A 23,922-nucleotide genomic window follows, 5' to 3' on the forward strand; every position below is an offset into this window, starting at 1 on the left:
CTTAACTCTCCTGTAGTTTCTTGGTGGCCCGCAGGTTGAGCCAGGAAATAACACCCACCATCAGGAAGATAATGGTGGCAATGGCGGATGCCAGACCGAAGTCCTGTCCATATTGGCCAAAGGCGATCCGGTAGGTGTAGCTGACCAGCAGATCCGTTGATCCAGCAGGTGTGGTTGCCCCAATCATGTCTGGACCACCGCCGGTAAGCAGTTCGACCAGAACAAAGTTATTAAAGTTGAAGGCAAAGCTGGCAATCAATAAAGGCGTCAATGGTTTAATAATCATTGGCAGCGTGATACGCATCAGGTTATCCACAGGGCCCGCACCATCAATCGCAGAGGCTTCATACAGATCATCTGGAATCGCCTTCAGCAGTCCCATGCAGAGAATCATCATGTAGGGATAACCCAGCCAGGTATTCACGATCAGCAGCATGGAACGGGCAAGCCCTTCATCACTGAACCACTCTGGTCGAAGGCCAAACAGGGCATTCAGCACCATATTGATTTCACCAAAGTTCTGATTGAACAATCCTCGGAAAATCAGAATGGAGATAAAGGCGGGCACAGCGTAAGGGAGAATCAGAAACAGGCGATAGACGCCATTGCCCTTCAATGGCTCCCACTGCATCAGACAGGCCATCAGCAGGCCGACGGCGAGCGTGAAAACCACAGTCAGCGCAGAAAACGACACTGTCCAAACAAAGATCTTGAGGAAAGGTTCCTGAACCCCTTCATCGGTGGTTACCCGAATAAAGTTGTCCCAGCCTGTGTAAACGGTAAAACCGGGAGAAAGACGCTCACCACGCTCATCGATATAAAAGCCAGTGGCATGATCCGGTGTCAGTACTGCACTACTGCGACTGTCAATTAATGTGTCGTTATCTCCCACCTGATAAACCGGTGCAATCGCTCCAAAAGAACGCAAACCCGTCATGGCCAGACCGGTTCCATCGGGCAGTGTTATCTGAACTTTCTTCAAACCCTGCCGAAGCTTGATCAATTCTTTGATCGCCAGTTTTTCACCTACAGGCTCTGATGAACCGTCAAGGGTAGTGACCTGAATAGCGTCCAACCCTTCGGCGCCCATCAGGTAAAAATCTTCCGTGGTGTAGGAATGCTTATTGTCACCCTTGCCCTGCAAGTTCAGCTGATAACTTTCTCCGTTCTGATAGAGGGAGAAGCCATAACTGCCACCGCCAGTTTCATAGGTTTTGGCAAGGTGAATCTCTTTAACCCGCTGCAGACTCAACAGGTTGGTAGAACTGTAATTGGTAAAGGCAATATTGACGGTATAAATCAGTGGAAAGACCACAAAAACCAGTACGCCAACCAGGGCAGGAAACACATAGCGGTAACTGTACGCCTTACTGCTGAGAAAAACCCAGTTAGCCGTTGCCGTAATAATCAGCACCAGCAAAGCAAAGGCCATCTCTCCCTGGGCATACATCAGGGTCACGCCGTATAAAAGAAGCAGGTTAATGGCTGCTACCAGCGCCCATTTAAGGCCATTGCCGATTCGGTTGGTGCCGCTCCCCAGCACAACATCACTCATTGAACACTCCAGAAAGCACAATGGTCAAAAAAAGAGGCAGCCGGTTTATCCCAATGGAAAAACCGGCAAGTTGGCTCAATCAGAATTAATTAACGATGCGTGATGCCGCGTCGTTCAATGCCGCATCAGCAACCTGGCGACCACTGGTGATATTGCGCAGCGCAGATTCCATGGCAGACCAGAACTTGCCCATTTCCGGAATGTTTGGCATCAGCAGACCGGCTTCAACGTTCGCCCAGGTAGCGGCAATACGTGGGTCCTTCTGCAGTTCAGCCATCAGTTCCCTGTTCGCCACCGCACCCAGTGGAACATCAGCGTTCATGGTTTTCAGACCATCGATGCTGAGCAGATAGTTTTCCAGGAACTCGGCAGACAAAGCCTGATTCGGACTGGCGTTGTTCAGAGCTGCGCCCCAGACGCCAACAAATGCACGGGATGGGCTGCCATCAATAGACGGCAGTGGAGCCACACCATAGTTAATGCCACTCTTGTCCAGGTTGGACCAGGCCCATGGGCCAGTGATCATCATGGCGACTTTGCCATTGTTAAAGGTGGACTCCATGACACCGTAATCCACACCGCGCGGCAGAACATCAGCGTCGATCATTTTGGTGATCATCTGAGCACCTTTCATGGCGCCATCGTTATTTACACCGGTCTTCTTGATGTTGTAACTGCCATTCTCATAGGCGAATGGGTAACCGCCATTAGCTGCCAGCATTGGCATGGTGAAATAAGGCTGGACCTGATCCCACATGATGGTTTTTATGTCTTTTTTCGCCAGCTTGTTATTCAACTCAAACATTGCTTCAAAAGAGGCTGGTGCTTCAGGAATGATATCCTTGTTATAAATCAGGCTGATGGACTCCATGGAAATGGGGTAACCATAGGTTTTGCCTTTAAAGCTCATGGCTTCCCAGCCTTTTTCTACGACATCCGCCTTAAACTCTGCCGATGGGCTGACTGGCGCCAGCAAGCCACTGGCAGCCCACTCACCATAGCGGTCGTGAGCCCAGAGCATGATGTCAGGCCCGGCACCGGTAGAAGCTGCCTGCTGGAAGCGGTCAGTGATGTTCTGAGGAATCTCAACCTTCACCTTAATGCCGGTTTCTTCCTCGAAACGCTTGCCGACTTCACGAATACCGTTGTAAGCCTTATCGCCCCCTACCCAGATAACCAGCTCGTCTTCACTGAAAGCCTGAACACTGCCGGCAAACAATGTGGATGCAGCTACAGCCGCCGCCAGAGTTTTTACGAAAATATTATTGGTTTTGCTCATTTCCCCACTCCTGGAACATCGGATAACACAGCTAGTATTCGGTCGCTGATCTAATTGTTATGAATATCAGGTTAACTCAGTGCCTGTTTCCTGAATCAATTAAGAAAAACTGATTATCAGAGGCACAACCTGACCATTCCTGTGGAACCGGGGAAAGTATTCATCGGTCACGTTTTTAAGATGATGATTTAAATCAATCTGTAAGCGTTTCCAGAAATTTTCTGTTAACTTTTCTTTAACAACGTTATTTAAAGAACAGGTTTTATTTGATGTGAATGTGATTGTTTGTTAAGGCAGCAAATAGCCATATTGATTATATGGCTATTGATTTATGAGGGCGGGTGGTTTTTCCAGCGGTAAGGCTGACATCAAGAGAGCGACCTTTCATCTCACCGCTTTTCATAGCATCAATTAAGAGTTCTGCAGCACTGTCTGCAAGGCCATCAATGTCCTGCCGAATAGACGACAGATCTATATTTCCGTATCCAACAATACCGTCATAGCCGATCACTGACAGGTCATCCGGTATCTTCAAGCCAAAATCACTGGCAGCTGAGCAGGCACCTGTGGCCAGAGTATCCGCAAAACAGACAAAGCCATCCGCCTTAAGACCTGCCTGGAAAAGCCGGGTCAGTGACCGGTAGGTATCCAGTGCCGGTGTGCCTGCATCGTCACCAACGGCAATCGGTTCATAGACCGTCAAGCCCTGTTGTCTGATGGCATCCAGATAACCGTGATAACGGAATCGCGATACCCTGTGCTTTTCATGCAGACAGATAAAATGAATATCACGGCAACCGGATTCGATCAGGTGCTGAGTGGCCAGATACCCACCCTGCTGATCATTCGATGAAACCCAGAGTCCACTTTTTCTTGCCTCACCAATATCCAGAACAATAGAGGATGAATTGTGCATGACCTCATAGCGGGGATCAGACTCGTGCAACCCGATCGTTATGTAGCCTGCAGACGTATCCTTTAATTTGCCATTCTTCAGGAACTGAGCCTGCCGTGCCCGGTAGCCTCGCTGCTGGAACGATGCTTGCAGAGACTCATAGACTTTCATGGCAAAGGGTGTATAGGTCCCCGCATCCTTGCCCAGTACGACGCCAATCGAGAACTGCTTCTGCCGATGCATCTGCCGAGCAACGTAGTTCGGCTGATAATTCAACTCACGAACCGCCTCCATGACTTTCTGCCGCGTTTTCTCTGAAACGTACTTTTCACCATTCAGCGCCCGGCTGACACTGGCAATGGATAACCCTGCACAGGCTGCAACGTGATGAATGGTTACCTGAGGGGTCTGGGAAGACTCATCCTGCTCTGTCGACATACGGCTTTCCGACGAGACCTTACTGAAATCGGGGAGAAGAAAAAAATCACCGGCCATGTTATTGCATATATGGAGTTAAAAAAAGACCGCCCGGAGGCGGCCATAGCAACACGAGGGAGTTTCAGGAGATTTTCAGCCGATTATTACCACCAGGCTTCCATCTGGACACCGAAGGTAAATCCGTCAGTATCATTGGCAAATGCTTCACCACCGATCTGGCCTTTGGAATCATCATTCCAGTTGGCATAGGTGCCGAATACACGGATCTGAGGACGTGCCCAGTACCCGCGGCCAGCAGACCACTGCTGGGCAACCGTCAGCTTGGTCAGCTTGGAGTCTTTCCAGTCACCGGCATCGGTTTTGAATGCATTATCAACCTGGTCATAACCCAGCTCTACAGCAGTGCTCATGATGTCATTCCAGAAATAAACTGGACGAACGCCCAAGCTTATCCAGGTCTGATCAGGCTTGCCTGCTTCTTTGAAAGACAGGTTGTTGTAGCTGGCCAGGTACTGCATTTCAACGTTTTCACCCAAACCTACAACACCGTGATCCATGATGCGATAGAAGTCGTTACCATCGAGGTTATCGGAAGTCAGCGCAGAAACGCCCTGCCCATTTGAACCCAAACCATGGGCAGTCATGGCATCTGTCGCATACTGAACAACAAACTTGTTGAAACCACCAAAGAACTCACCCTGGGTGTGTTCAAGGGTCAACATATATCCAGTGTCGTCCATATCAGACTCAGCAATTGGATCTATTTCCGCGGCCTGCCCGTTACCGCCGGCATCATAACCATCTGCTTTCCAGCCACCACCAAAGGAGCCTGAAGGATTACCAAAAGCGTAGTCAACGCCAACGGTTAACGAACCATTAGGATTGACTGAAATATTTTCCAGACGGAAATCAAGAATATTCTGGTCAATATCAAAAGACTTAACATCATTTCGATTCTTTGCATCGTTTTCAGAGGCATAATAATCAAAAGAGGTGCTGCTCTTCACCCAGGCAAAACTGAAGTCACCAAACCCAAGGTCAATGCCTTCTACACCAGCGCCTGGTCCAGAAACGTTCCAGTAGTAGAAGTCGGACATATGAACGTCATGACGCTTGTAGAAGCGCTTACCAGCCCAGAGGGTAGCCTCTGGAGCAAAGCCCAATACACCTTTGCCCTTGACGTTGAACTCACGAAATGCCGGATCAGTGCCTTCCCAGTCATTGGCCTGATCAACACTGAATGCCATGTTGCTGTCCAGGTAAAAAGACTGTTCGCCGTTATTGAACAATTCAGAACCCAGCTTGATTTCGCCGTAGGTTTCGGTTTCGTTACCAAGACGGTATTTGGAACCCGCACCCACAGCACCAAACGCTTCCTGGTCACCACCACCAGCGGAAGCACCAATACCGGAACGAACATAACCATGAAAATCAACAGTGGCTGCCATGGCGGAAGAGGCCATCAGTGCAGCAGCAATAGCACCGGCCAGCGGAAGACGCTTCAAGTTTGACATTGATTTACTACTCAGGTGTTTGTGTTTTTGTTAATCCGGTCAATCCTGCCCATTAGCTCCCCTAAGCCGGGCAGAACAGCCTGTTCTGGCAAAAACAAATCAGTACCCACTGCGCTGTTAGCAAAGTTGCTTAGCTGTGACTTACTGTTTGCTTATGGGAGAAATACTATAAAAAATCCGATGCAAGATAATTGTGATTTAAATCAATCTGTAAACGTTTACCGAAATTAATCGGTATTTTTATTTTTTTTCTGATAAAAAGTGTTGATTGTGATTCATATCAACATGTAATCGTTTACAGAAATTTAATAATTTATTTTTAACCCTGTTGTATTTAAAACAATCAACGTAATATTTAACATATTCATTCAATACATTGTTTATTTATTAGACAAATAATAAAACAACGAATGATGAACCAAAAATGAAAGCTCGGGGGCGAAATACAGTGAAGTCTATCCTCTGGATAATACCGTTAACGCTGCTAGGTGGCTGCACAGCCATTGATAAAGGGAATCACCCTGAACAGCCATCCTTTGCCACTGTTCAGCCATCCATCATCAATAATATTTCGGATGTTCAATACCAGACGCTGAACCTTGGCTCAGAGAAAAAGCTAACCAGAACTATTAATGAAGCAATGCAAAGGATGACTCTTTATGGTGGTGTTACACCGGTCATTGGTTATCAATTGCCTGAAGAAGCCCCTTATACGGTAGAAATTGCCAGCCTGGTTTCCCGGACAATGAATAATGGTTCTGTCTTTTATCCGGAAGTACTGATTCTGGATGAGAAATACCAGACAGTTAATCGACTGACAGCGGAAGAGATGACCTATCACCCCAGACATTTCCTGTCCCCTGAAAATATCAGCACAACCCTGCAGGTTAATCCCGGCGACAGCGCTCAATACCTGCTGGTTTACACTACAGATCAGCTACGCCAGGAAAAGACGCCCCTTTTTAATGAAGCCAAAGCCTATGCAGAAGCCAGAGGGCAGGTTCCACCGCCTGTTGCAGATATTGAGGCCATACATACCAACCATGGTGAGCTTCAGATCAAGCTAACCCCCATCACACCGGAAACTGTCAGAGCACGACAAAGCATGGAAGTGGACAGTAAACTCCGAATGGTGCCAACGGCTGCCCACAAGGCCATCAAAAGTGACCGTAATGTGGAGGTAATGATTGATGAAGCCATTCGTCATATCCAGTCTGAGCTGGAAAAGGGCAATACTGCTCAGGCCATGCAACTCCGCCAGGAAACCTTGACCACGGCCAGCCAGGCTGAGCAAACCTTCATCAATACCTATGGTCAGGATAAAACGACATTGAAACTACCGGCATCTCCTGCCGATAACGCCAGTGCTGCAGAAAAAGTCCGTCACTACTTCAACTTCGGCATTATTAACGCCCTTATGTCCGGTGATACCAGTCGAGCACTTCTCCTGGTTGACGAAGCCAGGCGCTTCGCCAATGAGATGGACAGAGCCTTTTAAGCAGCAATAAGCCAATAATACCGCCAGCCCTAAGCATAGCTTTAAAAATTACTGGCGTTTTTTGAGCAGCCAGGAGGCTGTCCGAGAACCACCATTATCAGGGATCTTATTTGTGAGTAAGAAAAAGAGCGAAACAACCCTAATGGACAACAACTCATTTACTGTAGAACTGGAAAAGCACCTGCGTCGTGAGCTGGGTACAAGCCCCAAGCGGGCAACAGCCCATGACTGGTGGCAGGCACTGTCACTGACCTTGCGAGACATCAACCTGGATCAGCTGCAACAAAGCGGTTTGGATGAAAACCAGGAAGAGCGGCATGTCTGCTACCTCTCCATGGAATTTCTAATGGGTCGCCTGCTGGGTGACGCCCTGATGAATCTTGGTCTTTATGAAACCGCAGCCACCTTGTTGCAATCCTACGGCGTCCGCCTGTCTGACGTACTGGATCAGGAGCGGGACATGTCGCTGGGCAATGGTGGTCTGGGTCGTCTGGCCGCCTGCTTTATGGACTCTCTGGCCAACCGGAATATTCCAGCCACCGGTTACGGTATCAACTACCGTTATGGTCTGTTCCGTCAGGTCTTTGTGGATGGTTACCAGAAAGAAAAGCCAGATGTCTGGCGTGAATTTGGCAGCCCCTGGGAAACCTGCCGTCCATCAGAAACCGTAGAAATTGGCCTGTTCGGTCATATGGAAATGGATCACGATGGCAATAATCGCTGGGTACCAAGCAAAAAACTCTTCGGTGTGCCATGGGATATCACCATTCCATCCTTTGGTGGCCAATATGTAAACCGCCTGCGTCTATGGGAAAGTCTGGTCGGTGCCTACCCGATTGATCTGGACAAGTATAACCAGGGTGAGTACCTGGAAGCCTGCCGCAACCTGGTGGATGGCGATACCATTTCCGGTGTTCTCTACCCAGAAGACTCAACGCCACAGGGCAAGGACCTGCGGCTGATCCAGCAGTACTTCTTCACTGCCTGCTCCCTTAAAGACATTATCCGCCAGCACAAACAGCGTGGCCTGCCAATGGGCAGTCTGGCAAAACACTACGCCCTGCAATTGAACGACACGCACCCGGCCATCGCCATTCCTGAATTGATGCGTCTGCTGATGGACGAAGAGGGCATGGTCTGGAATCAGGCCTGGGCCATCACCCAGGAAATGTGTCACTACACTAACCATACCCTGTTGCCAGAAGCCCTGGAAAAATGGTCCGCGTCCCTGCTGGGTCGCATTCTCCCAAGACACCTGCAGATCATTGAGATGATCAACTATGTCTTCCTGAACGGCGAAGCCAAAGAGCAGTGGGGAGATAATCTCGAGATCATCCAGAAAGTCAGTATCTTCGAAGAGCTGGACAATGGTGATCGCATGATCCGCATGGCCAACCTGTCTGTGATTGGCAGTCGCCGGGTCAATGGCGTTGCCGCGCTGCACAGCGGACTGGTAAAAGCCAATCTGTTCCCCGAGTTTGATGCGCTATACCCCGGCAAGCTGGTAAACGTTACCAACGGTGTCACCCCAAGACGCTGGCTGGCTCACTGTAACCCGGGCCTGGCACGACTGCTGGACCGCAATATCGGCACCGACTGGCGTACTGACCTTGATCAGCTGGAAAAACTGACGCCTCTGGCTGAATCTCCAGACTTCCTGGATGCATTCGCCAACGTACGCTTCAAAAACAAGGAACGGCTTGCACGGTTGATTGAGAAAGAGTGTAAGGTCACCGTTAACCCGAACGCACTGTTTGATGTTCAGATTAAACGACTGCACGAGTACAAACGTCAGCAGTTAAACCTGTTGCACATCATCAGTCTGTATCACGAAATGCTGGATAACCCGGATGCAGACCATACCCCAAGGGTATTTGTCTTTGGCGCCAAGGCAGCACCCGGCTATGTACTGGCCAAGCAGATTATTCTGGCCATCAACAAAATCGCCCAGGTTATCAATAACGATCGTCGTTTGGATGACCGTCTGAAAGTGGTATTCCTGCCGGATTATCGCGTCAGTCTGGCGGAGCAGATTATTCCTGCTGCTGACCTTTCCGAGCAGATCTCCACTGCAGGCTTTGAAGCCTCCGGTACCGGAAATATGAAGCTCGGCCTGAATGGCGCGCTGACCATCGGAACCCTGGACGGCGCCAACGTGGAAATTGCCGAAGCGGTGGGTGATGACAATATCTTTATCTTCGGAAAAACCGTTGATGAGATTGCCGCGCTGCAACAGCAGGGTTACAACCCGTACCATTACTATGAGAGCAATCCTGTACTGAAGCGGGCCATTGACTCCCTGATGAATGGCTCCTTCTGCCAGCACAAACCCGACCTTCTGAAGCCCGTTGCTGAAGACCTGATGCACCGTGATCAGTTTATGGCGCTGGCTGACTTTGAGAGTTATCGAGAAGCTCAGCAGAAAGTGTCTGAAACTTTCCGTAAGCCAAGGCTCTGGTGGCGTAAGGCAGTGCTGAATACAGCTCGACTGGGTGGCTTTTCTTCTGACCGGTCAATCGCTGACTATGCAGAAAAAGTCTGGGGAGAATAGGGGTCACTAAAAAATGGAAACTGGCTTATCCAGGTCAGTTTCCATGACTACCCGCCCCTGCACCACCATCCATAATGACTCCGCCATCTATAATAATACTTCGACCTGTAGTCAGAATCGGAGTATCTATGACTGATAACAAACAAACCATTGTTGCCAAGCTTAATACTATTCTCGAACATGAACTGGCCGGTGTTGTTCGTTATACCCATTATAGCTTTATGGTGTTTGGCTACAGTCGTATTCCTATCGTTGGCTGGCTGCGAAGTGCTGCCACAGAAACACTGACCCACGCCCATGAAGCAGGAGAGATGATCACCCAGATGGGAGAACACCCATCACTGGGTATTGGTGAGCTGCTGGAAACATCGAAGCATGATATTCACGATATTATGATTGAGTCTCTGGAGTTCGAGAAATCAGGAGTAAGACATTACTACGAATTGCTGCAGCTAGCCGAAAAATCTCACCTGATTGTTGTTGAAGAGTATGCCCGTCGGCTGATTACAGAAGAAGAGCAGCATATTGGTGATATCGACAAAATGCTGCGCAAGCCGGGTGAGATTGCCAGTGTCGTCTGACTGTCAGTCTATAAAGTGACAGGTAATACGGGCATACAGGCTGGTATTATCTGTAAGTCCATCAAAGATCTGTATATAAATCCATCAGTAGCCTTGCTATGAATTTCTCTGGACCTTGAGAAGCTCTGCATTCATTTCATCAATTCATCAAGCTTTCAAGCGGCTCCTCAACGTCAGACTCTGTTGTTCAATCCTCTGTCTAACTTACTTACCTAGAATCTGTTTATCTTCCAGGAGGCGGGTCTTGTAAGTTTGCCAGTCAGCGTTACAGTGGTAGCCTATCTTTAAACGTGCCAACCACTTTAGAAGCTTCTACAGTTTCATTTCTGCCCATTGCTAAAAAGCACCATAAGTGGACTTACTGACTAAGACTTTTATATTTCTTCATTGCAACTTAACCTGCTGATAAATGCTGAAAATAAGTTTCAATGGCCTTCAAATGAAAGCCCAAAATAATACTCAAAACTGTTACGGACGATCTTTCTGCCGCTTAACCAAGCGGTTTAGCGCACCTAAAGAGTGCAAGTGGGCATAAGTCCAGGCCAACCAGCCCGAACCAAACCAGGCATTCACTTTTTCTTCAGGAATGGATGTCAGTTTTTTCTCATCGATAACAAATAACCCTTCAAGCCTTAAGGGTTTATCTTTTTCTAAAAGAATCTGGAGATTAAACGGAGATAACAGATTAAGCGCTTTCAATTCCTCACAATAATCAAGGGTATTCTTGTATTGCTGATCATAATTATTAAGAAACTGAATAATATTATTCAATGTTTCAGTATTCTCCCCCGCGTCATCAAATAATTTCTCACCCTCATCACTATCAAACTGGCTGGCTTTCTGATCAAAGCAAACTGCTCCCTCATCCGTCAGAGCAAAAGGGTAGCGACGAACAAATGCAGGGATATAACTATCATTCCAGCTGCCAGCATCGCCCAAATGCTTATGCCCTGAGTCCATTAACGAGAGCAGAGCCAACGGGAAGAAATCACCCTTATCATCCTTACTGAAAAGCACAGGCATATCACGACTTGCTTCAAAAAACTCAATACCCGTCAGCGGTACAGAGTTTACATCTTCCGTAAATGAATAGTCCGGAGATGCCTTGAACTTGAGCGTTTTATGCACCTCACGATTTAGAAATGCTGGCTCATTATAAAACAGTAATGTTGTCATAATTAGGGTCCGCCTCTCTTACTTTTCACCTTCTTGTTTCAATAGACAAGGTAACTTTATCGAGCTGCACTGAGCTTAAAATTCTCACACAGGCATTAAAAGGGATCAACAAATATAATTTTATATGCTTGTAAAGGATTCATCATTACCATAAAAAGAATAAGTACACAGAATAATAAATCTCACTCTCAAACTTTTAATTCTGACTTTGTAGTCAGTAACTCAAGAAATATTCTTGCATTATTTTCTTTCACAAAACAAAAGGGTCATTACAATAATGTCAACTGAAACCCTACAACTAAACGACACTATCTATCAGTATCTGTATTCCGTAGGTCTCCGGGAGCACTCCGTATTAAAAGAGCTACGCGAAGTCACGAGCCATCACCCTCACCGGACAATGCAAATTTCTGCAGAACAGGGACAGCTCATGGCGATGCTCACAAAACTTTCCAATGCTAGTAGAGCGATTGAAGTTGGTGTTTTCACGGGCTACAGCGCTCTCTCTGTAGCTCTTTCACTACCTGAACATGGTGAGCTGATTGCCTGCGACATCAATAGTGAGTACACCGACATAGCAAAATCTTACTGGGAAAGAGCCGGGGTATCTGATCGGATCAAACTACACTTAGCCCCTGCATCTGAAACGCTCAAACAACTGATTGAACAAGGTGAACAAAATCAGTTTGACATGGCCTTTATTGATGCCGATAAAACGGGGTACAACACTTACTATGAACAGTGCCTGCAACTGATTCGCCCTGGAGGACTTATTCTTATTGATAACGTCTTATGGAGCGGCAGAGTAGCGGATGATAATACAAGTGATGAAAATACTTCAGCTTTGAAAAGGTTGAATAAGAAGATTCACCAAGACAACCGTGTAGATATGATGCTGCTGCCTATTTCTGATGGGCTTTCTATTGCTATAAAACGTTAACAGTGCTTGGGTCTTACCACACTGAGTGTGGTAACTGAGAGTTAATAAACATCTTAATCATGCTCATTCAGAGCACCATATGAAGGATAGGAAATGGCTTTCCCTGGGAATCCAGAGGAGAGCGAGACTCAATCACAAACCCACAATGCTGATAAAAACCAACCGCCAGTGGATTTTGCTCGTTAACATCCACCTTGTTACAACCTAAGGTGTCAATAGCGTGACTCAGCAGCTGCCTGCCGATTCCACGCCCCCGAGCGTCATTACGGAGAAACAACATTTCTATTTTTTGCCCATAGACTCCGACGAAGCCCTGAATCACCCCATTACTTCTAAGGCAACACAGCTCCACCGCAGGAAAAGCCTGCTCCATAATCATAGGCTTAAAGGACTCAATATCGTCCTCTGTAATAAAGTCATGGGTAGCACGTACAGAGTCTTCCCAGACCCTCAGCAGCTCCGGGTAATCCTCTGATGCTGCAACTTCAACACTCACTTACTTTCCTTCCTAAACGAGAAACCCCGGCAAAGGCCGGGGTTTCTATGGGGTTTCGCTTATAAATTTTCGATAGAAAATTTATTATTCGAAGATTTTAGCAACAACACCAGCACCTACGGTACGGCCACCTTCACGGATCGCGAAGCGCAGACCTTCTTCCATCGCTACTGGGTTGATCAGAGTAGCAACGAAGTTGATGTTATCACCAGGCATTACCATCTCAACGCCTTCGTTCAGTTCTACAGCACCAGTTACGTCAGTAGTACGGAAGTAGAACTGTGGACGGTAGCCCTTGAAGAATGGAGTGTGACGACCGCCTTCTTCTTTGGACAGGATGTACACTTCAGCTTCGAACTTGGTGTGAGGAGTAACAGTTCCTGGCTTGATCAGACACTGACCACGCTCAACGTCTTCACGCTTGGTACCACGCAGCAGGGCACCGATGTTCTCACCTGCACGACCTTCGTCCAGCAGCTTACGGAACATTTCAACACCAGTAACGGTAGTCTTGGTAGTGTCTTTAATACCAATGATTTCTACTTCGTTACCAACGTTGATGATACCACGCTCAACACGGCCAGTTACTACAGTACCACGACCAGCGATAGAGAATACGTCTTCGATAGGCATCAGGAATGGCTGATCGATAGCACGCTCTGGCTCTGGGATGTACTCGTCCAGAGTTTCTACCAGCTTCTTAACAGCAGAAGTACCCATTTCGTTGGTGTCTTCGCCGTTCAGAGCCATCAGGGCAGAACCGATGATGATTGGAGTGTCGTCACCTGGGAACTCGTAAGTATCCAGAAGTTCACGAACTTCCATTTCAACCAGTTCCAGCAGCTCTTCGTCGTCTACCATGTCTGCTTTGTTCAGGAATACAACGATGTATGGTACACCTACCTGACGGGACAGCAGGATGTGCTCACGAGTCTGTGGCATGGGGCCATCAGCAGCAGAACATACCAGAATAGCGCCGTCCATCTGAGCAGCACCGGTGATCATGTTCTTAACGTAGTCAGCGTGTCCTGGGCAGTCTACGTGCGCGTAGTGACGATTTGGAGAATCGTACTCTACGTGTGCAGTAGAGATGGTGATACCACGCTCACGCTCTTCAGGAGCGTTATCGATCTGGTCGAACGCACGAGCTGTACCTGTACCCCAAGTCTCAGCACATACACGAGTCAGTGCAGCAGTCAGGGTAGTTTTACCGTGGTCAACGTGACCGATGGTGCCGACGTTTACGTGCGGCTTCGAGCGTTCAAATTTTTCCTTAGCCATGTCTCTTAACCTTTAGCTATAGATAGTTCGATTTCGGGGTAGTGATACCAAGCAGGGCATTCTAACAGCCATTTTCACCGGAAAGAATTTCTCATGATAAAAAAACATAAAAAATTCTGCCATTTCCGATAACTCAGACGGTTAGAACCCCCAGTTCAATATCAACCCTGGTTTTTAATGACCGCTTCAGCAATGCTGGCGGGCGCTTCGGCATACTCATGGAATTCCATGGTGTATGTTGCACGCCCCTGAGTTGCTGATCGCAGGTCGGTAGCGTAGCCGAACATTTCACCCAGCGGCACCTGAGCGTTAATCACTTTACCGGAAGAACGATCTTCCATGCCCTGAACAATACCGCGACGACGGTTCAGGTCACCCATAACGTCACCCATGTAGTCTTCTGGTGTTACCACCTCAACCTTCATCATAGGCTCCATCAGCACTGGGTTGGCCTGTGGCGCGTATTTCTTCAGTGCTTGCGAAGCAGCGATTTTAAACGCCATTTCGTTAGAGTCAACATCGTGGAAAGATCCATCGTACAGACGAGCTTTCAGACCCAGTAATGGGTAACCGGCAATAACGCCGTTCTTCATCTGCTCTTCGATACCTTTCTGGATGGCTGGGATGTATTCTCTCGGAATAGCACCACCCACGATTTCGTTGATGAATTCCAGACCTTCTTCGCCAGCATCGGCAGGTGAGAATTCAACAACAACGTGACCGTACTGACCACGACCACCAGACTGCTTGGCAAACTTGTGGTTCGCGTCAACAGAGCCCTTCAGCTTCTCACGGTAAGCAACCTGAGGCTTACCAATGTTGGCTTCTACCTTGAACTCGCGACGCATACGGTCAACGATGATGTCCAGGTGCAGCTCACCCATACCGGAGATAATGGTCTGACCACTTTCTTCGTCGGTATGTACACGGAAAGATGGATCTTCCTGAGCGAGTTTGCCCAGTGCGATGCCCATTTTTTCCTGGTCAGCTTTAGTCTTTGGCTCAACAGCAACGGAGATTACCGGCTCTGGGAACTCCATGCGTTCCAGAGTGATAATGCTGTCCATCGCACACAGCGTGTCACCAGTAGTTACATCTTTCATGCCGATCAGGGCAACGATGTCACCAGCCACACACTCTTTGAGCTCTTCACGGTTGTTCGCGTGCATCTGCACCATTCGACCAACACGCTCTTTCTTGTGCTTAACCGGGTTGTAAACCGTATCACCGGAGTTCAGAACGCCGGAGTAGTTACGGATGAAGGTCAGTGTACCCACGAACGGGTCAGTCGCGATTTTGAACGCCAGCGCAGAGAACGGCGCTTTGTCGTCAGCTTCACGAGTTGCCACAGTACCTTCAGCGTCATCCAGAACACCTTCGATCGCTTTAACTTCTTTTGGAGAAGGCATCAGCTCGATCACGGCATCCAGAACAGCCTGTACACCCTTGTTCTTGAAGGCAGAACCACCAAAGACAGGAATGATCTCGTTAGCAAGAGTACGGGCACGGATACCGGCCTTAATCTCTTCTTCGGACAGATCACCTTCTTCGAGGTACTTTTCCATCAGCTCTTCAGTGGCTTCAGCAGCGGCTTCAACCATGTACTCACGCATTTCTGCGCAGAGCTCTTCCATATCGGCAGGAATGTCTTCGTATTTGAAGGTCATGCCCTGGTCTTCTTCGTTCCAGATGATGGATTTCATCTTCACGAGATCAACCACACCTTTGAAATCATCTTCAGCGCCGATGGTCATCTGCATTGGTACAGCGTTAGCACTCAGGCGCTCACGCAGCTGGCTGACAACCATTTCGAAATCAGCACCGGTACGGTCCATTTTATTTACGAAGACCATACGAGGAACTTCGTACTTGTCAGCCTGACGCCATACGGTTTCAGTCTGTGGCTGAACACCGGAAGAGCCACACAGTACAACGACCGCGCCATCGAGAACACGCAGAGAACGCTCTACTTCGATAGTAAAGTCAACGTGTCCTGGGGTATCGATGATGTTAACGCGGTGCTCATCAAACTGAGCATCCATACCGCGCCAGAAACAGGTAGTTGCTGCAGAAGTGATGGTAATACCACGCTCCTGCTCCTGCTCCATCCAGTCCATGGTAGCAGCACCATCATGAACTTCACCAATCTTATGGCTCAGGCCGGTGTAAAACAGTACACGCTCTGTAGTAGTTGTCTTACCCGCGTCAACATGGGCACAGATACCAATGTTGCGATAGCGGTTGATCGGGGTTTTACGGGCCACGATTCAATCCTCTGATACTTAGAAACGGTAGTGGGAGAATGCCTTGTTGGCTTCAGCCATACGGTGCACGTCTTCACGCTTCTTAACAGCCGCGCCCTTGCTTTCGGCAGCATCCATCAGTTCTCCAGCCAGACGGAGCTTCATGGACTTTTCACCACGCTTACGCGCAGCGTCTACCAGCCAACGCATCGCCAGAGCGGTACGACGAGCAGGACGAACTTCAACAGGCACCTGGTAAGTCGCACCACCGACACGGCGGGACTTAACCTCTACCATTGGAGCGATAGTTTCCAGAGCTTTTTCGAACAGCTCCAGAGGCTCCTTGCTGGTGCGTTCCAGAACAACGTCCAGAGCACCATAAACGATCCGCTCAGCGACAGATTTCTTACCGCTAACCATCACGTGGTTGATGAATTTAGTGAGTGTTTTATTACCAAACTTAGGATCTGGCAATACGTCGCGCTTAGCGACTACGCGTCTTCTTGGCATTGATAAGCCCTCTACGTCGGTCTTCAGGTAATCCAGGATCATCAGTAACTTTAAACTAAGAAAGCACTCTGACCTGGCCTTACTCTCATCAACCTGATATTAAATTCTGACTCTTTCGAGTGTTTTGCCCATATCGCTCTTTCAAGCATTACAGACGGAAACTTAAGCTAATCAGGCGATTAAGACTTAGGCTTCTTGGTACCGTACTTGGAACGGCCCTGCTTACGGTCGTTAACACCCTGAGTATCCAGGCTACCGCGAACGGTGTGATAACGAACACCTGGCAAGTCTTTTACACGACCGCCACGGATCAGCACAACACTGTGCTCCTGCAGGTTGTGACCTTCACCACCGATGTAGGAAGTCACTTCAAAGCCGTTAGTCAGGCGCACACGACATACTTTACGCAGCGCAGAGTTAGGCTTCTTAGGGGTAGTGGTGTACACACGAGTACATACGCCACGACGCTGAGGACAGGCCTGCAGCGCAGGCACGTCCGTTTTTCTAACCTTGCGCTTACGGGGCTTGCGCACCAGCTGGTTAATTGTTGCCATTCAGCAAACTCCAATCTCTATTCGAGAACCGTTTCTAAGTGTTGAGTCTGAACTGTCAGAGGAATTAGCAGTCCAAACTCCTGCTTTAAACAGCAAAAGCCGGCACTAACCGGCTTATGCAGCGCCCCATCACTACTTGTTCACAAGCTGCTCACAAGAAGTGGACCAAGGGCAAAATAAAGCGCAGAAATTTTACGGATCAGAGAAAGCAACGTCAAGTAGGGGATTCAGCCATAAAACACGCGGAATCACCCAATATTTGATAAACAGGCCATTTATTCGGAGTAATTCTTTAAACAACCAGCCTCAAAGTAGCCTGAAAAAGAGGAGAACAGTATTAAATCTAAAGATCAATCACCTGTAAAAAATAACATATTCGCTTCAAAAAACACAGATAAACCAATGACTAACAACAATTTTTTCGATTTCATAAATCGTAAAAAGACACACCTGATAGCAACCGTACCAGTATCTATGCCAGTGCATCCGCAGATATGCTAAAGTCGCCTCCACACTCACCTTTAAAGTTTAAAACTCAATGAAACGCGAACTGGCAATCGAATTTTCACGAGTCACCGAAGTTGCTGCCCTGGCAGGTTATAAATGGCTTGGCCGTGGTGATAAAAATGCAGCTGACGGCGCAGCTGTCGAAGCGATGCGCACCATGCTGAACAAGGTTTCCATGAACGGTGAGATCGTGATCGGCGAAGGTGAAATCGATGAAGCCCCAATGCTCTATATTGGCGAAAAAGTGGGCACAGGAACCGGCGAACACATTGATATTGCTGTAGACCCGATTGAAGGCACACGCATGACCGCCATGGGGCAAAATAATGCCATAGCGGTACTTGCTGCTGGCGAGAAAGGCTCCTTCCTGAAAGCCCCTGATATGTATATGGAAAAGCTGGTCTGCGGCCCAGGAGCCAGAGGCGTTATCGATCTGAACCTCGGATTGAAGGAAAATATCCAGAATGTTGCCCGCGCCCTGCACAAGCCCATTGAGAGCCTGGTCGTTATCACTCTTGCCAAACCTCGACATGATGCGGCTATTAACATGATGCAAAACATGGGGGTCCGAGTATTTGCCATCCCTGACGGCGACGTAGCCGCCTCTATTCTAACCTGCATGCCAGACAGCGACGTTGACCTGATGTACTGTGTTGGTGGAGCCCCTGAAGGTGTTGTTTCAGCTGCCGTAATCCGTGCCCTGGGTGGTGATATGCATGGCCGGCTGGTCACCAGAGATCAGGCCAAGGGAGAAACACCTGAGAACATTGAAGCCGGCAAGCTGGAGGCTGAACGGTGCAGGGAGATGGGGGTTGAGCCAGGCAAAGTACTCAAACTGAATGATATGGCCAGCTCCGATAACGTTGTCTTTTCTGCAACCGGCATAACCAAGGGCGACCTGCTGCAAGGCATCATGCGCAAGGGTAATATCGCGACAACTGAAACTCTGGTAGTTCGCGGCAAATCCCGTACAATTCGCCGCATTCAATCCAGCCACTACCTGGATCGCAAGGATGACGACATAAAAAACATCATCCTTTGACTCTATCCGCTAAGCAGCATCGTATTTAAAACGATGCTAACCATAAGCAGCCTTCCCCCAGGCTGCTTATGCCATTTGTTGAGCACTGATGTATGAGCTGTCACAGAATTAACGAACTGATTGAACTCCTCACCCCTGAGTGGCAAAAGCAGGGCCACCTGAACCTGGTTCAGATCATCGAAACCCTGGCTGTAGAAGCTGGCCATAAAGCCCCCCTGAATGAAGTGACGGATGATCTATTGATCTATCATTTAAAAATGAAGAATGAAGCACCGGACGCCATGATCCCCGGTATTGCCAAGGATGTGGAGGTTGATTTTAAAGAGGCTTTACTGAAAGCCCGCGGATTCAAGTAAACCGACCCTGAAATTGGCAGCCGACGATCTTACACAGAGTGTCGGCTCACGCCATTGAATGTCATGACAACCTATCCGCCACCGGTGTAAAGGCGGCGTTCTCACGCTCACTTTATTTCACCCAGCTTCTTATACACACTTTCTGCACTGGGACGCTTCTTAGGATCAGGGCCTGTACAGTCTTTTGCCAGAGCAACAAGTTGACTGAGTTTTTCAGCATTGCCTGGTAACCGTATTGTATCATTCTGTTCAGGCAGCCATCCCTGTTTAGGCAGATTCAGTTCCAGCAGGTTTCGCTTATCTGACAGGAATTTTTCACAGCCCTCATGAAAGACTCCGGCACTAAATTGGCCAGACGCAGTCATATAATCAGACAGTGATAACTGCAGCACTCCCTCTTTCTCCAGCAAAGCCTTCCCCCCCGGGATACGACAGATCGTTACCGCCAGTAAAACACCGAAAGACCAGACATCTCCCTCTTTGGTTGCGGGCGTATACTGCCAAGGCTTGAATATTGTCTTTTTGACCAGGCTCTCTCTCTGAAAACGGCATTCCGGTTCCGACCAGACATGTTTATCATCGACCTCTCCCGGAAAACGCAACTCTGGTGCATGCCAGGCATTATTATAAAAAGTAAACCGTTTTTCTCCCAGCTTATTAGGCCCTGGCTGCCCTCCAACCACGCTAAAGCGTTCAGGAGCAGCCAGCCCCAGAACGCCATCTACCCTCCTGAGATTACTCAGCTTGATATCTCCATGAGCCCATTGCTTATCATGCATAGATACCATCGTTCCTATCACCGCTTTCATATCAGCGACGATTTTTGTCACTGATACCGGCAGTGCGTCTTTTCTGGCAGAGTATTGCTCTCCCAGCCCGCTCAGCAGAGGCCACCCATTGATCAACCCGGGAAGAGTTTCCTTCTCTACCAGCTTTGGCAGTCCATTTATTTTATGTTCATAGATGTAGGACTGCCTGGCCGTGATGGCTATCATCTCGATCAGTTGGTGGATACTTTCATCACTTTCAAAATCCACAGCATCAGAACTCCGGGGGCTGCACGAAGCCGTAGGCGTTACCGCCCGACAGACAGCAAACAGCCTTCGAGTAGCCGAGGACAAAACAGAAAGACAAGAGCCAGAAGTACGAGGGTTATTTTTCTTGAGTAACTGAACTTTCTCTGGGTTCACCATCATTAAGGTGCCCACTCTTTCTCCGGTTAACCTGCCTTTTTTTATAGAAATCTGCCCCGCCTCAGCAAACCATGAGTATTTTTCTGGTGTGATAATAATCCTCTCCCCGCTGAAACCAGACTTAAGCTTTCCAGAAGTAAACAGAGCCAATGTCCACCGCTCACCCGAATCCATGTCTTTTCTAGTTTTGCTACGGGTTATTTCATAAGTTGCCATTCCAGAGCGTTCTTCACTCAGCTTAATCATCAAACCATCATCCGGCTCCGTCATGCCGACACGTCTGGCAAAAGCCTTCTGCACTCTGTTATTTTCATCACGCAGGAAAGCCTGAAAATGACAGCCAGTATTATCTCCACTTATTGGCAATGTCATACGCCACCTCAGTTAAGCCTTAAAATCAGGCGCAGCTTAGTTCACCAGGACGTAAAGCACAGTGACACCACGGTCAGTCACACTGACAACACACTTAACCGCTTGGTTTTCTGGCCGTATATGCCGATATGGCTATCATCACAAACAGTCTGGGACCGATGGATGACCAACAAAGACAGCCTTCGATTCTGGTACAACCTGATAAAAGTCAGCTCGATACTTCTGCTCATCACAGGCCATGGGTCGACATGGGCCGCACCAGTTGAGGCTTGGTACCAGAATGTCTGGTGCAGGGGAATGAAAGGAAAGGTCGAGGTACGCATGGACGATGGCCGCCGCATTGATTGCCTGACCGACACCCATGCCATCGAAATTGAATTTGCCAGAAAATGGCCGGAAGCGGTTGGCCAGGCACTGGATTACAGCATGCTGACCAGCAAGCAAGCCGGTATTGTCCTGGTATTAAAGCATGCTCAAGACGAGACCTACTGGCAGCGACTGAAAGCGGTGGTCAACCACTATCGGCTACCCATCCGGCTATGGAGGCTGGGGCCATGAATTCACTGCCCGCAAAATATAAGCCAAAATATTGCGGGCCAAGGACTTCACAGTATTTCCCGACCTGAATAAAGCATAAATCTTATTTGTGACGGACTCATCACAGGGTGGCTATTCCGAAACTCCCGGGGTTGCTTTTGCGGGAGGCGGGCAGCGAAAAGCGGTGTTAATGCCGTTCCGCCCAGATAAAAAACTCCCGATTACCATCACCACCAGTAATTGGGCTAGCGAAGTACCCACAAACTTTCAACCCAAGCTCTATGCAACAGGTTTTGATAGATTGCTCAACCTCTGGATATAGCTTCTCATCCCTGACAATCCCACCTTTACCCAGACCACCGGGGCCAACTTCAAACTGTGGTTTGACCAGACTGAGCAATTGACCGCCTTTCTTTAGCAACGGCACCAGCGAGGGCAATATTTTGGTCTGAGAGATAAATGACACATCCATAACCGCAAGATCAAACCCCTGCTGCTGGTCCGTATATTCAAGAAGGCTCACAGGCAATGCACGGGCATTCATTCCTTCAAGACAAACCACACGCGGATCGCTACGTAGAACCTCAACCAATTGGCCATGCCCGACTTCAATACCAACCACCCTGGCCGCTCCAGCCTTTAAAGCACAGTCTGTAAATCCACCGGTAGATTGGCCTACATCGATAATTGTCGCTTCAGCCAGAGACAAGCCTGAAATCTCCAGCGCACCGGCCAGCTTCATCCCTCCTCGGGAAACAAAGTTATCACGCTCATCCTGACAGATATCAACCTCAACCCAGTCGGGATATTTTTGCCCCGCTTTGACTGGAATCTCCCAGTCGCTGGATTGCCGGACCTTCACTTTGCCTTCACTAATTAGACGCTGGGCTCGACTTCGAGAAGAAACTTTACCCTGATCCACAAGAATAAGATCGAGTCTGCGCATAAATAAAATACGTCACCAAACAATAGCTACTGACCCGTCATTATACACAACCCACTAACTTGTGGAGCTCTGCCTGCTATGTGTTCGCTGCCTTAAGTTGCCACTTGAAGATCCATCAGCAACTGGGGCTGATAGTGAACCGTATGCACTGTCTGTAACTATATGAGCAGCCTCGACACCTCGACTTAACGCTTTTTTTAACATTTGGCAATCATTAAATAGCAATTTTTTCATGTTTTCTTTTGCGACAGAAACCTGCTGACCTGGCACATCCCAACCGCGTGTAAATAAATTAAGAAGAAAAGCTTGGGTTTCTGGCGTTTTCAAGAGCTCTGAGCCCATAACAGAGTCCTTGGCATAAGTGAGAAAGTACTTCGCCAGCTTTTCATAATCAACCTTCTGAGAATCACATATTCTGGAAAAATGAGCACCTCTCTTAACCTTTAGAGTATCTCTATAAACCGTATCAGCAATATTTGTATCTGATGACTGGAGCTGCAGCAATGTCACAAAAAACGAAGCCTTCAAAGCTTTTCTTGCCTGGACTATCTGGCGCTCTTTTATTTCTGGAACACATGCTCTTTTCTCATCTTTGTATAAAGAATTAACCGTACTAATAGAATACGTCTCCGCCAGATCATCAGCCATCTCAACCAAATCCAAAATGTTTTTTAGAAGACATCCAACACCTTCCATCATCTTTGAGGCTGTTTGTTCGGAACCTCTTTCAGATAAAGTATCTCGTTCTGTTTCCAGTAATTTTGATGAATCAGGAGGGCGAGAATCAGCAACACCAAGAGCTCGTAAGGAACTACCTTCATTATGATTGCCCGCTCTGAGCAGGACATCTCTTGTAGCAGCTGGCTCAGCAATTACTTCAGGGCTTACTTGAGGACTTATAGCACGAGCTGAATTATTCGGCTGTGTAAATCGGTGCCCCACATACATAGCAGGCACCACCGGTGCGACGGACCAAAGCATAAATGACCATGATCCATAACAGAGCCAGAGAGTACCTCCAATGCCGGCTAATACCGCCGCACCAGTATTTGCCCATCTATAATTCTCAGCGTATGACTCCTCTAATTTCCGTGCCATTGGCTCCACTAAGTTCAAAGCCTTAGTCACCATCCCCTTAAAGCTGCCATATCCCTTATCATGTATGTACTGGAATGTATCAGTAACCTCATTTGTGACAGTGCTCTTACTGGTCACCCCACTCGAGTTTGACATTACTTCACACCTGAAAAGCCATAGCCCATTTCTCTCAACTCTGATTATTTATTGAAATATCAGAATCAGACCTGACTTTTAGAGCAAAAACAGAATTTCTGGTTCCTTTATTCCATTGTAAAGAACGTAATGTCTGAATCACCCCTCCACATCATAAAGCCAACAAAATAAAACCCTACACTCCAGTTCCGCCAGCCATAAAAAAAGCCACCATAGCGGTGGCTT

General features: G+C 48.1%; 20 protein-coding genes. 7 read left to right on the forward strand and 13 right to left on the reverse strand.

Going from position 1 to position 23,922, the window contains the following annotated elements:
- Position 1 precedes the first annotated feature (1 nt).
- From malF to GV64_RS22050, 4 genes are all read right to left on the reverse strand, one after another.
- Positions 2-1,555 (reverse strand): maltose ABC transporter permease MalF, encoded by a 1,554-nt coding sequence (gene malF / locus GV64_RS22035; protein ID WP_020581753.1) that lies wholly within the window; start codon positions 1,553-1,555, stop codon positions 2-4.
- An 85-nt stretch (positions 1,556-1,640) separates the two neighbouring features.
- A complete protein-coding gene (gene malE, locus GV64_RS22040; protein WP_020581754.1) occupies positions 1,641-2,834 on the reverse strand; it encodes a maltose/maltodextrin ABC transporter substrate-binding protein MalE in 1,194 nt (397 codons plus the stop codon).
- A gap of 313 nt (positions 2,835-3,147) precedes the next feature.
- On the reverse strand, positions 3,148-4,167 hold the full coding sequence (locus tag GV64_RS22045) for a LacI family DNA-binding transcriptional regulator (protein WP_160171823.1): 1,020 nt from the start codon (positions 4,165-4,167) through the stop codon (positions 3,148-3,150).
- 143 nt (positions 4,168-4,310) lie between these two features.
- Positions 4,311-5,681 (reverse strand): maltoporin, encoded by a 1,371-nt coding sequence (locus GV64_RS22050; protein ID WP_020581756.1) that lies wholly within the window; start codon positions 5,679-5,681, stop codon positions 4,311-4,313.
- Between the two features lie 448 nt (positions 5,682-6,129).
- Here GV64_RS22050 and GV64_RS22055 point away from each other — a divergent pair, with 448 nt between their 5' ends.
- From GV64_RS22055 to GV64_RS22065, 3 genes are all read left to right on the forward strand, one after another.
- Positions 6,130-7,179 (forward strand): MalM family protein, encoded by a 1,050-nt coding sequence (locus GV64_RS22055; protein ID WP_157236955.1) that lies wholly within the window; start codon positions 6,130-6,132, stop codon positions 7,177-7,179.
- A gap of 112 nt (positions 7,180-7,291) precedes the next feature.
- Positions 7,292-9,730, forward strand: coding sequence for a glycogen/starch/alpha-glucan phosphorylase (locus GV64_RS22060; protein ID WP_020581758.1), 2,439 nt, complete (start codon positions 7,292-7,294; stop codon positions 9,728-9,730).
- A gap of 128 nt (positions 9,731-9,858) precedes the next feature.
- Complete coding sequence (locus GV64_RS22065) at positions 9,859-10,311, forward strand: ferritin-like domain-containing protein (RefSeq protein WP_020581759.1); 453 nt, start codon at positions 9,859-9,861, stop codon at positions 10,309-10,311.
- A gap of 468 nt (positions 10,312-10,779) precedes the next feature.
- On the opposite strand, the gene GV64_RS22070 is transcribed toward GV64_RS22065, so the two are convergent.
- Positions 10,780-11,487: a SapC family protein gene (locus tag GV64_RS22070; RefSeq protein ID WP_020581760.1), complete on the reverse strand. Its 708-nt coding sequence runs from the start codon at positions 11,485-11,487 to the stop codon at positions 10,780-10,782.
- A 277-nt stretch (positions 11,488-11,764) separates the two neighbouring features.
- On the opposite strand from GV64_RS22070, the gene GV64_RS22075 reads away from it, so the two are divergent.
- Positions 11,765-12,427: a class I SAM-dependent methyltransferase gene (locus tag GV64_RS22075; protein WP_026258155.1), complete on the forward strand. Its 663-nt coding sequence runs from the start codon at positions 11,765-11,767 to the stop codon at positions 12,425-12,427.
- Between the two features lie 67 nt (positions 12,428-12,494).
- Here GV64_RS22075 and GV64_RS22080 read toward each other — a convergent pair whose 3' ends face one another.
- The 5 genes from GV64_RS22080 to rpsL all read right to left on the reverse strand — a co-directional run bounded on the left by GV64_RS22080 (position 12,495) and on the right by rpsL (position 17,511).
- The gene (locus tag GV64_RS22080; RefSeq protein WP_020581762.1) at positions 12,495-12,923 is read right to left on the reverse strand and encodes a GNAT family N-acetyltransferase; all 429 of its coding nucleotides are present in this window, start codon (positions 12,921-12,923) and stop codon (positions 12,495-12,497) included.
- A gap of 84 nt (positions 12,924-13,007) precedes the next feature.
- Positions 13,008-14,204 (reverse strand): elongation factor Tu, encoded by a 1,197-nt coding sequence (tuf, locus tag GV64_RS22085; RefSeq protein ID WP_020581763.1) that lies wholly within the window; start codon positions 14,202-14,204, stop codon positions 13,008-13,010.
- A 161-nt stretch (positions 14,205-14,365) separates the two neighbouring features.
- Entirely contained in the window at positions 14,366-16,468 is a 2,103-nt protein-coding gene (gene fusA, locus GV64_RS22090; RefSeq protein WP_020581764.1) for an elongation factor G, read from the reverse strand.
- 18 nt (positions 16,469-16,486) lie between these two features.
- The gene (gene rpsG / locus GV64_RS22095) at positions 16,487-16,957 is read right to left on the reverse strand and encodes a 30S ribosomal protein S7 (RefSeq protein ID WP_026258156.1); all 471 of its coding nucleotides are present in this window, start codon (positions 16,955-16,957) and stop codon (positions 16,487-16,489) included.
- A gap of 179 nt (positions 16,958-17,136) precedes the next feature.
- Positions 17,137-17,511, reverse strand: a complete 375-nt coding sequence (gene rpsL, locus GV64_RS22100) for a 30S ribosomal protein S12 (protein WP_020581766.1) — start codon at positions 17,509-17,511, stop codon at positions 17,137-17,139.
- A 538-nt stretch (positions 17,512-18,049) separates the two neighbouring features.
- Here rpsL and glpX point away from each other — a divergent pair.
- Together glpX and GV64_RS22110 are read left to right on the forward strand one after the other, a co-directional pair.
- Entirely contained in the window at positions 18,050-19,060 is a 1,011-nt protein-coding gene (gene glpX / locus GV64_RS22105; protein ID WP_020581767.1) for a class II fructose-bisphosphatase, read from the forward strand.
- Between the two features lie 92 nt (positions 19,061-19,152).
- On the forward strand, positions 19,153-19,416 hold the full coding sequence (locus tag GV64_RS22110) for a YihD family protein (RefSeq protein WP_020581768.1): 264 nt from the start codon (positions 19,153-19,155) through the stop codon (positions 19,414-19,416).
- 107 nt (positions 19,417-19,523) lie between these two features.
- Here GV64_RS22110 and GV64_RS22115 read toward each other — a convergent pair whose 3' ends face one another.
- Complete coding sequence (locus tag GV64_RS22115; RefSeq protein ID WP_020581769.1) at positions 19,524-20,981, reverse strand: protein kinase family protein; 1,458 nt, start codon at positions 20,979-20,981, stop codon at positions 19,524-19,526.
- 162 nt (positions 20,982-21,143) lie between these two features.
- Between GV64_RS22115 and GV64_RS22120 the strand changes: the two genes are divergently transcribed.
- Positions 21,144-21,539, forward strand: a complete 396-nt coding sequence (locus GV64_RS22120; protein WP_020581770.1) for a hypothetical protein — start codon at positions 21,144-21,146, stop codon at positions 21,537-21,539.
- 166 nt (positions 21,540-21,705) lie between these two features.
- On the opposite strand, the gene GV64_RS22125 is transcribed toward GV64_RS22120, so the two are convergent.
- Together GV64_RS22125 and GV64_RS22130 are read right to left on the reverse strand one after the other, a co-directional pair.
- The gene (locus tag GV64_RS22125) at positions 21,706-22,464 is read right to left on the reverse strand and encodes a TlyA family RNA methyltransferase (protein WP_020581771.1); all 759 of its coding nucleotides are present in this window, start codon (positions 22,462-22,464) and stop codon (positions 21,706-21,708) included.
- Between the two features lie 54 nt (positions 22,465-22,518).
- A complete protein-coding gene (locus tag GV64_RS22130) occupies positions 22,519-23,697 on the reverse strand; it encodes a hypothetical protein (protein ID WP_020581772.1) in 1,179 nt (392 codons plus the stop codon).
- Positions 23,698-23,922: the final 225 nt, after the last annotated feature.

This window comes from Endozoicomonas elysicola (assembly GCF_000710775.1).
GTDB lineage: Bacteria > Pseudomonadota > Gammaproteobacteria > Pseudomonadales > Endozoicomonadaceae > Endozoicomonas > Endozoicomonas elysicola.

Coding starts and splice junctions, on each gene's coding strand:
- tuf (WP_020581763.1), bottom strand. CDS start 14,204: ATGGCTAAGGAAAAATTTGAACGCTCGAAGCCGCACGTAAACGTCGGC.
- GV64_RS22050 (WP_020581756.1), bottom strand. CDS start 5,681: ATGTCAAACTTGAAGCGTCTTCCGCTGGCCGGTGCTATTGCTGCTGCA.
- GV64_RS22075 (WP_026258155.1), top strand. CDS start 11,765: ATGTCAACTGAAACCCTACAACTAAACGACACTATCTATCAGTATCTG.
- rpsG (WP_026258156.1), bottom strand. CDS start 16,957: ATGCCAAGAAGACGCGTAGTCGCTAAGCGCGACGTATTGCCAGATCCT.
- glpX (WP_020581767.1), top strand. CDS start 18,050: ATGAAACGCGAACTGGCAATCGAATTTTCACGAGTCACCGAAGTTGCT.
- malE (WP_020581754.1), bottom strand. CDS start 2,834: ATGAGCAAAACCAATAATATTTTCGTAAAAACTCTGGCGGCGGCTGTA.
- GV64_RS22110 (WP_020581768.1), top strand. CDS start 19,153: ATGAGCTGTCACAGAATTAACGAACTGATTGAACTCCTCACCCCTGAG.
- GV64_RS22045 (WP_160171823.1), bottom strand. CDS start 4,167: ATGTCGACAGAGCAGGATGAGTCTTCCCAGACCCCTCAGGTAACCATT.
- GV64_RS22120 (WP_020581770.1), top strand. CDS start 21,144: ATGACCAACAAAGACAGCCTTCGATTCTGGTACAACCTGATAAAAGTC.
- malF (WP_020581753.1), bottom strand. CDS start 1,555: ATGAGTGATGTTGTGCTGGGGAGCGGCACCAACCGAATCGGCAATGGC.
- rpsL (WP_020581766.1), bottom strand. CDS start 17,511: ATGGCAACAATTAACCAGCTGGTGCGCAAGCCCCGTAAGCGCAAGGTT.
- GV64_RS22125 (WP_020581771.1), bottom strand. CDS start 22,464: ATGCGCAGACTCGATCTTATTCTTGTGGATCAGGGTAAAGTTTCTTCT.
- GV64_RS22115 (WP_020581769.1), bottom strand. CDS start 20,981: ATGACATTGCCAATAAGTGGAGATAATACTGGCTGTCATTTTCAGGCT.
- GV64_RS22130 (WP_020581772.1), bottom strand. CDS start 23,697: ATGTCAAACTCGAGTGGGGTGACCAGTAAGAGCACTGTCACAAATGAG.
- GV64_RS22065 (WP_020581759.1), top strand. CDS start 9,859: ATGACTGATAACAAACAAACCATTGTTGCCAAGCTTAATACTATTCTC.
- GV64_RS22070 (WP_020581760.1), bottom strand. CDS start 11,487: ATGACAACATTACTGTTTTATAATGAGCCAGCATTTCTAAATCGTGAG.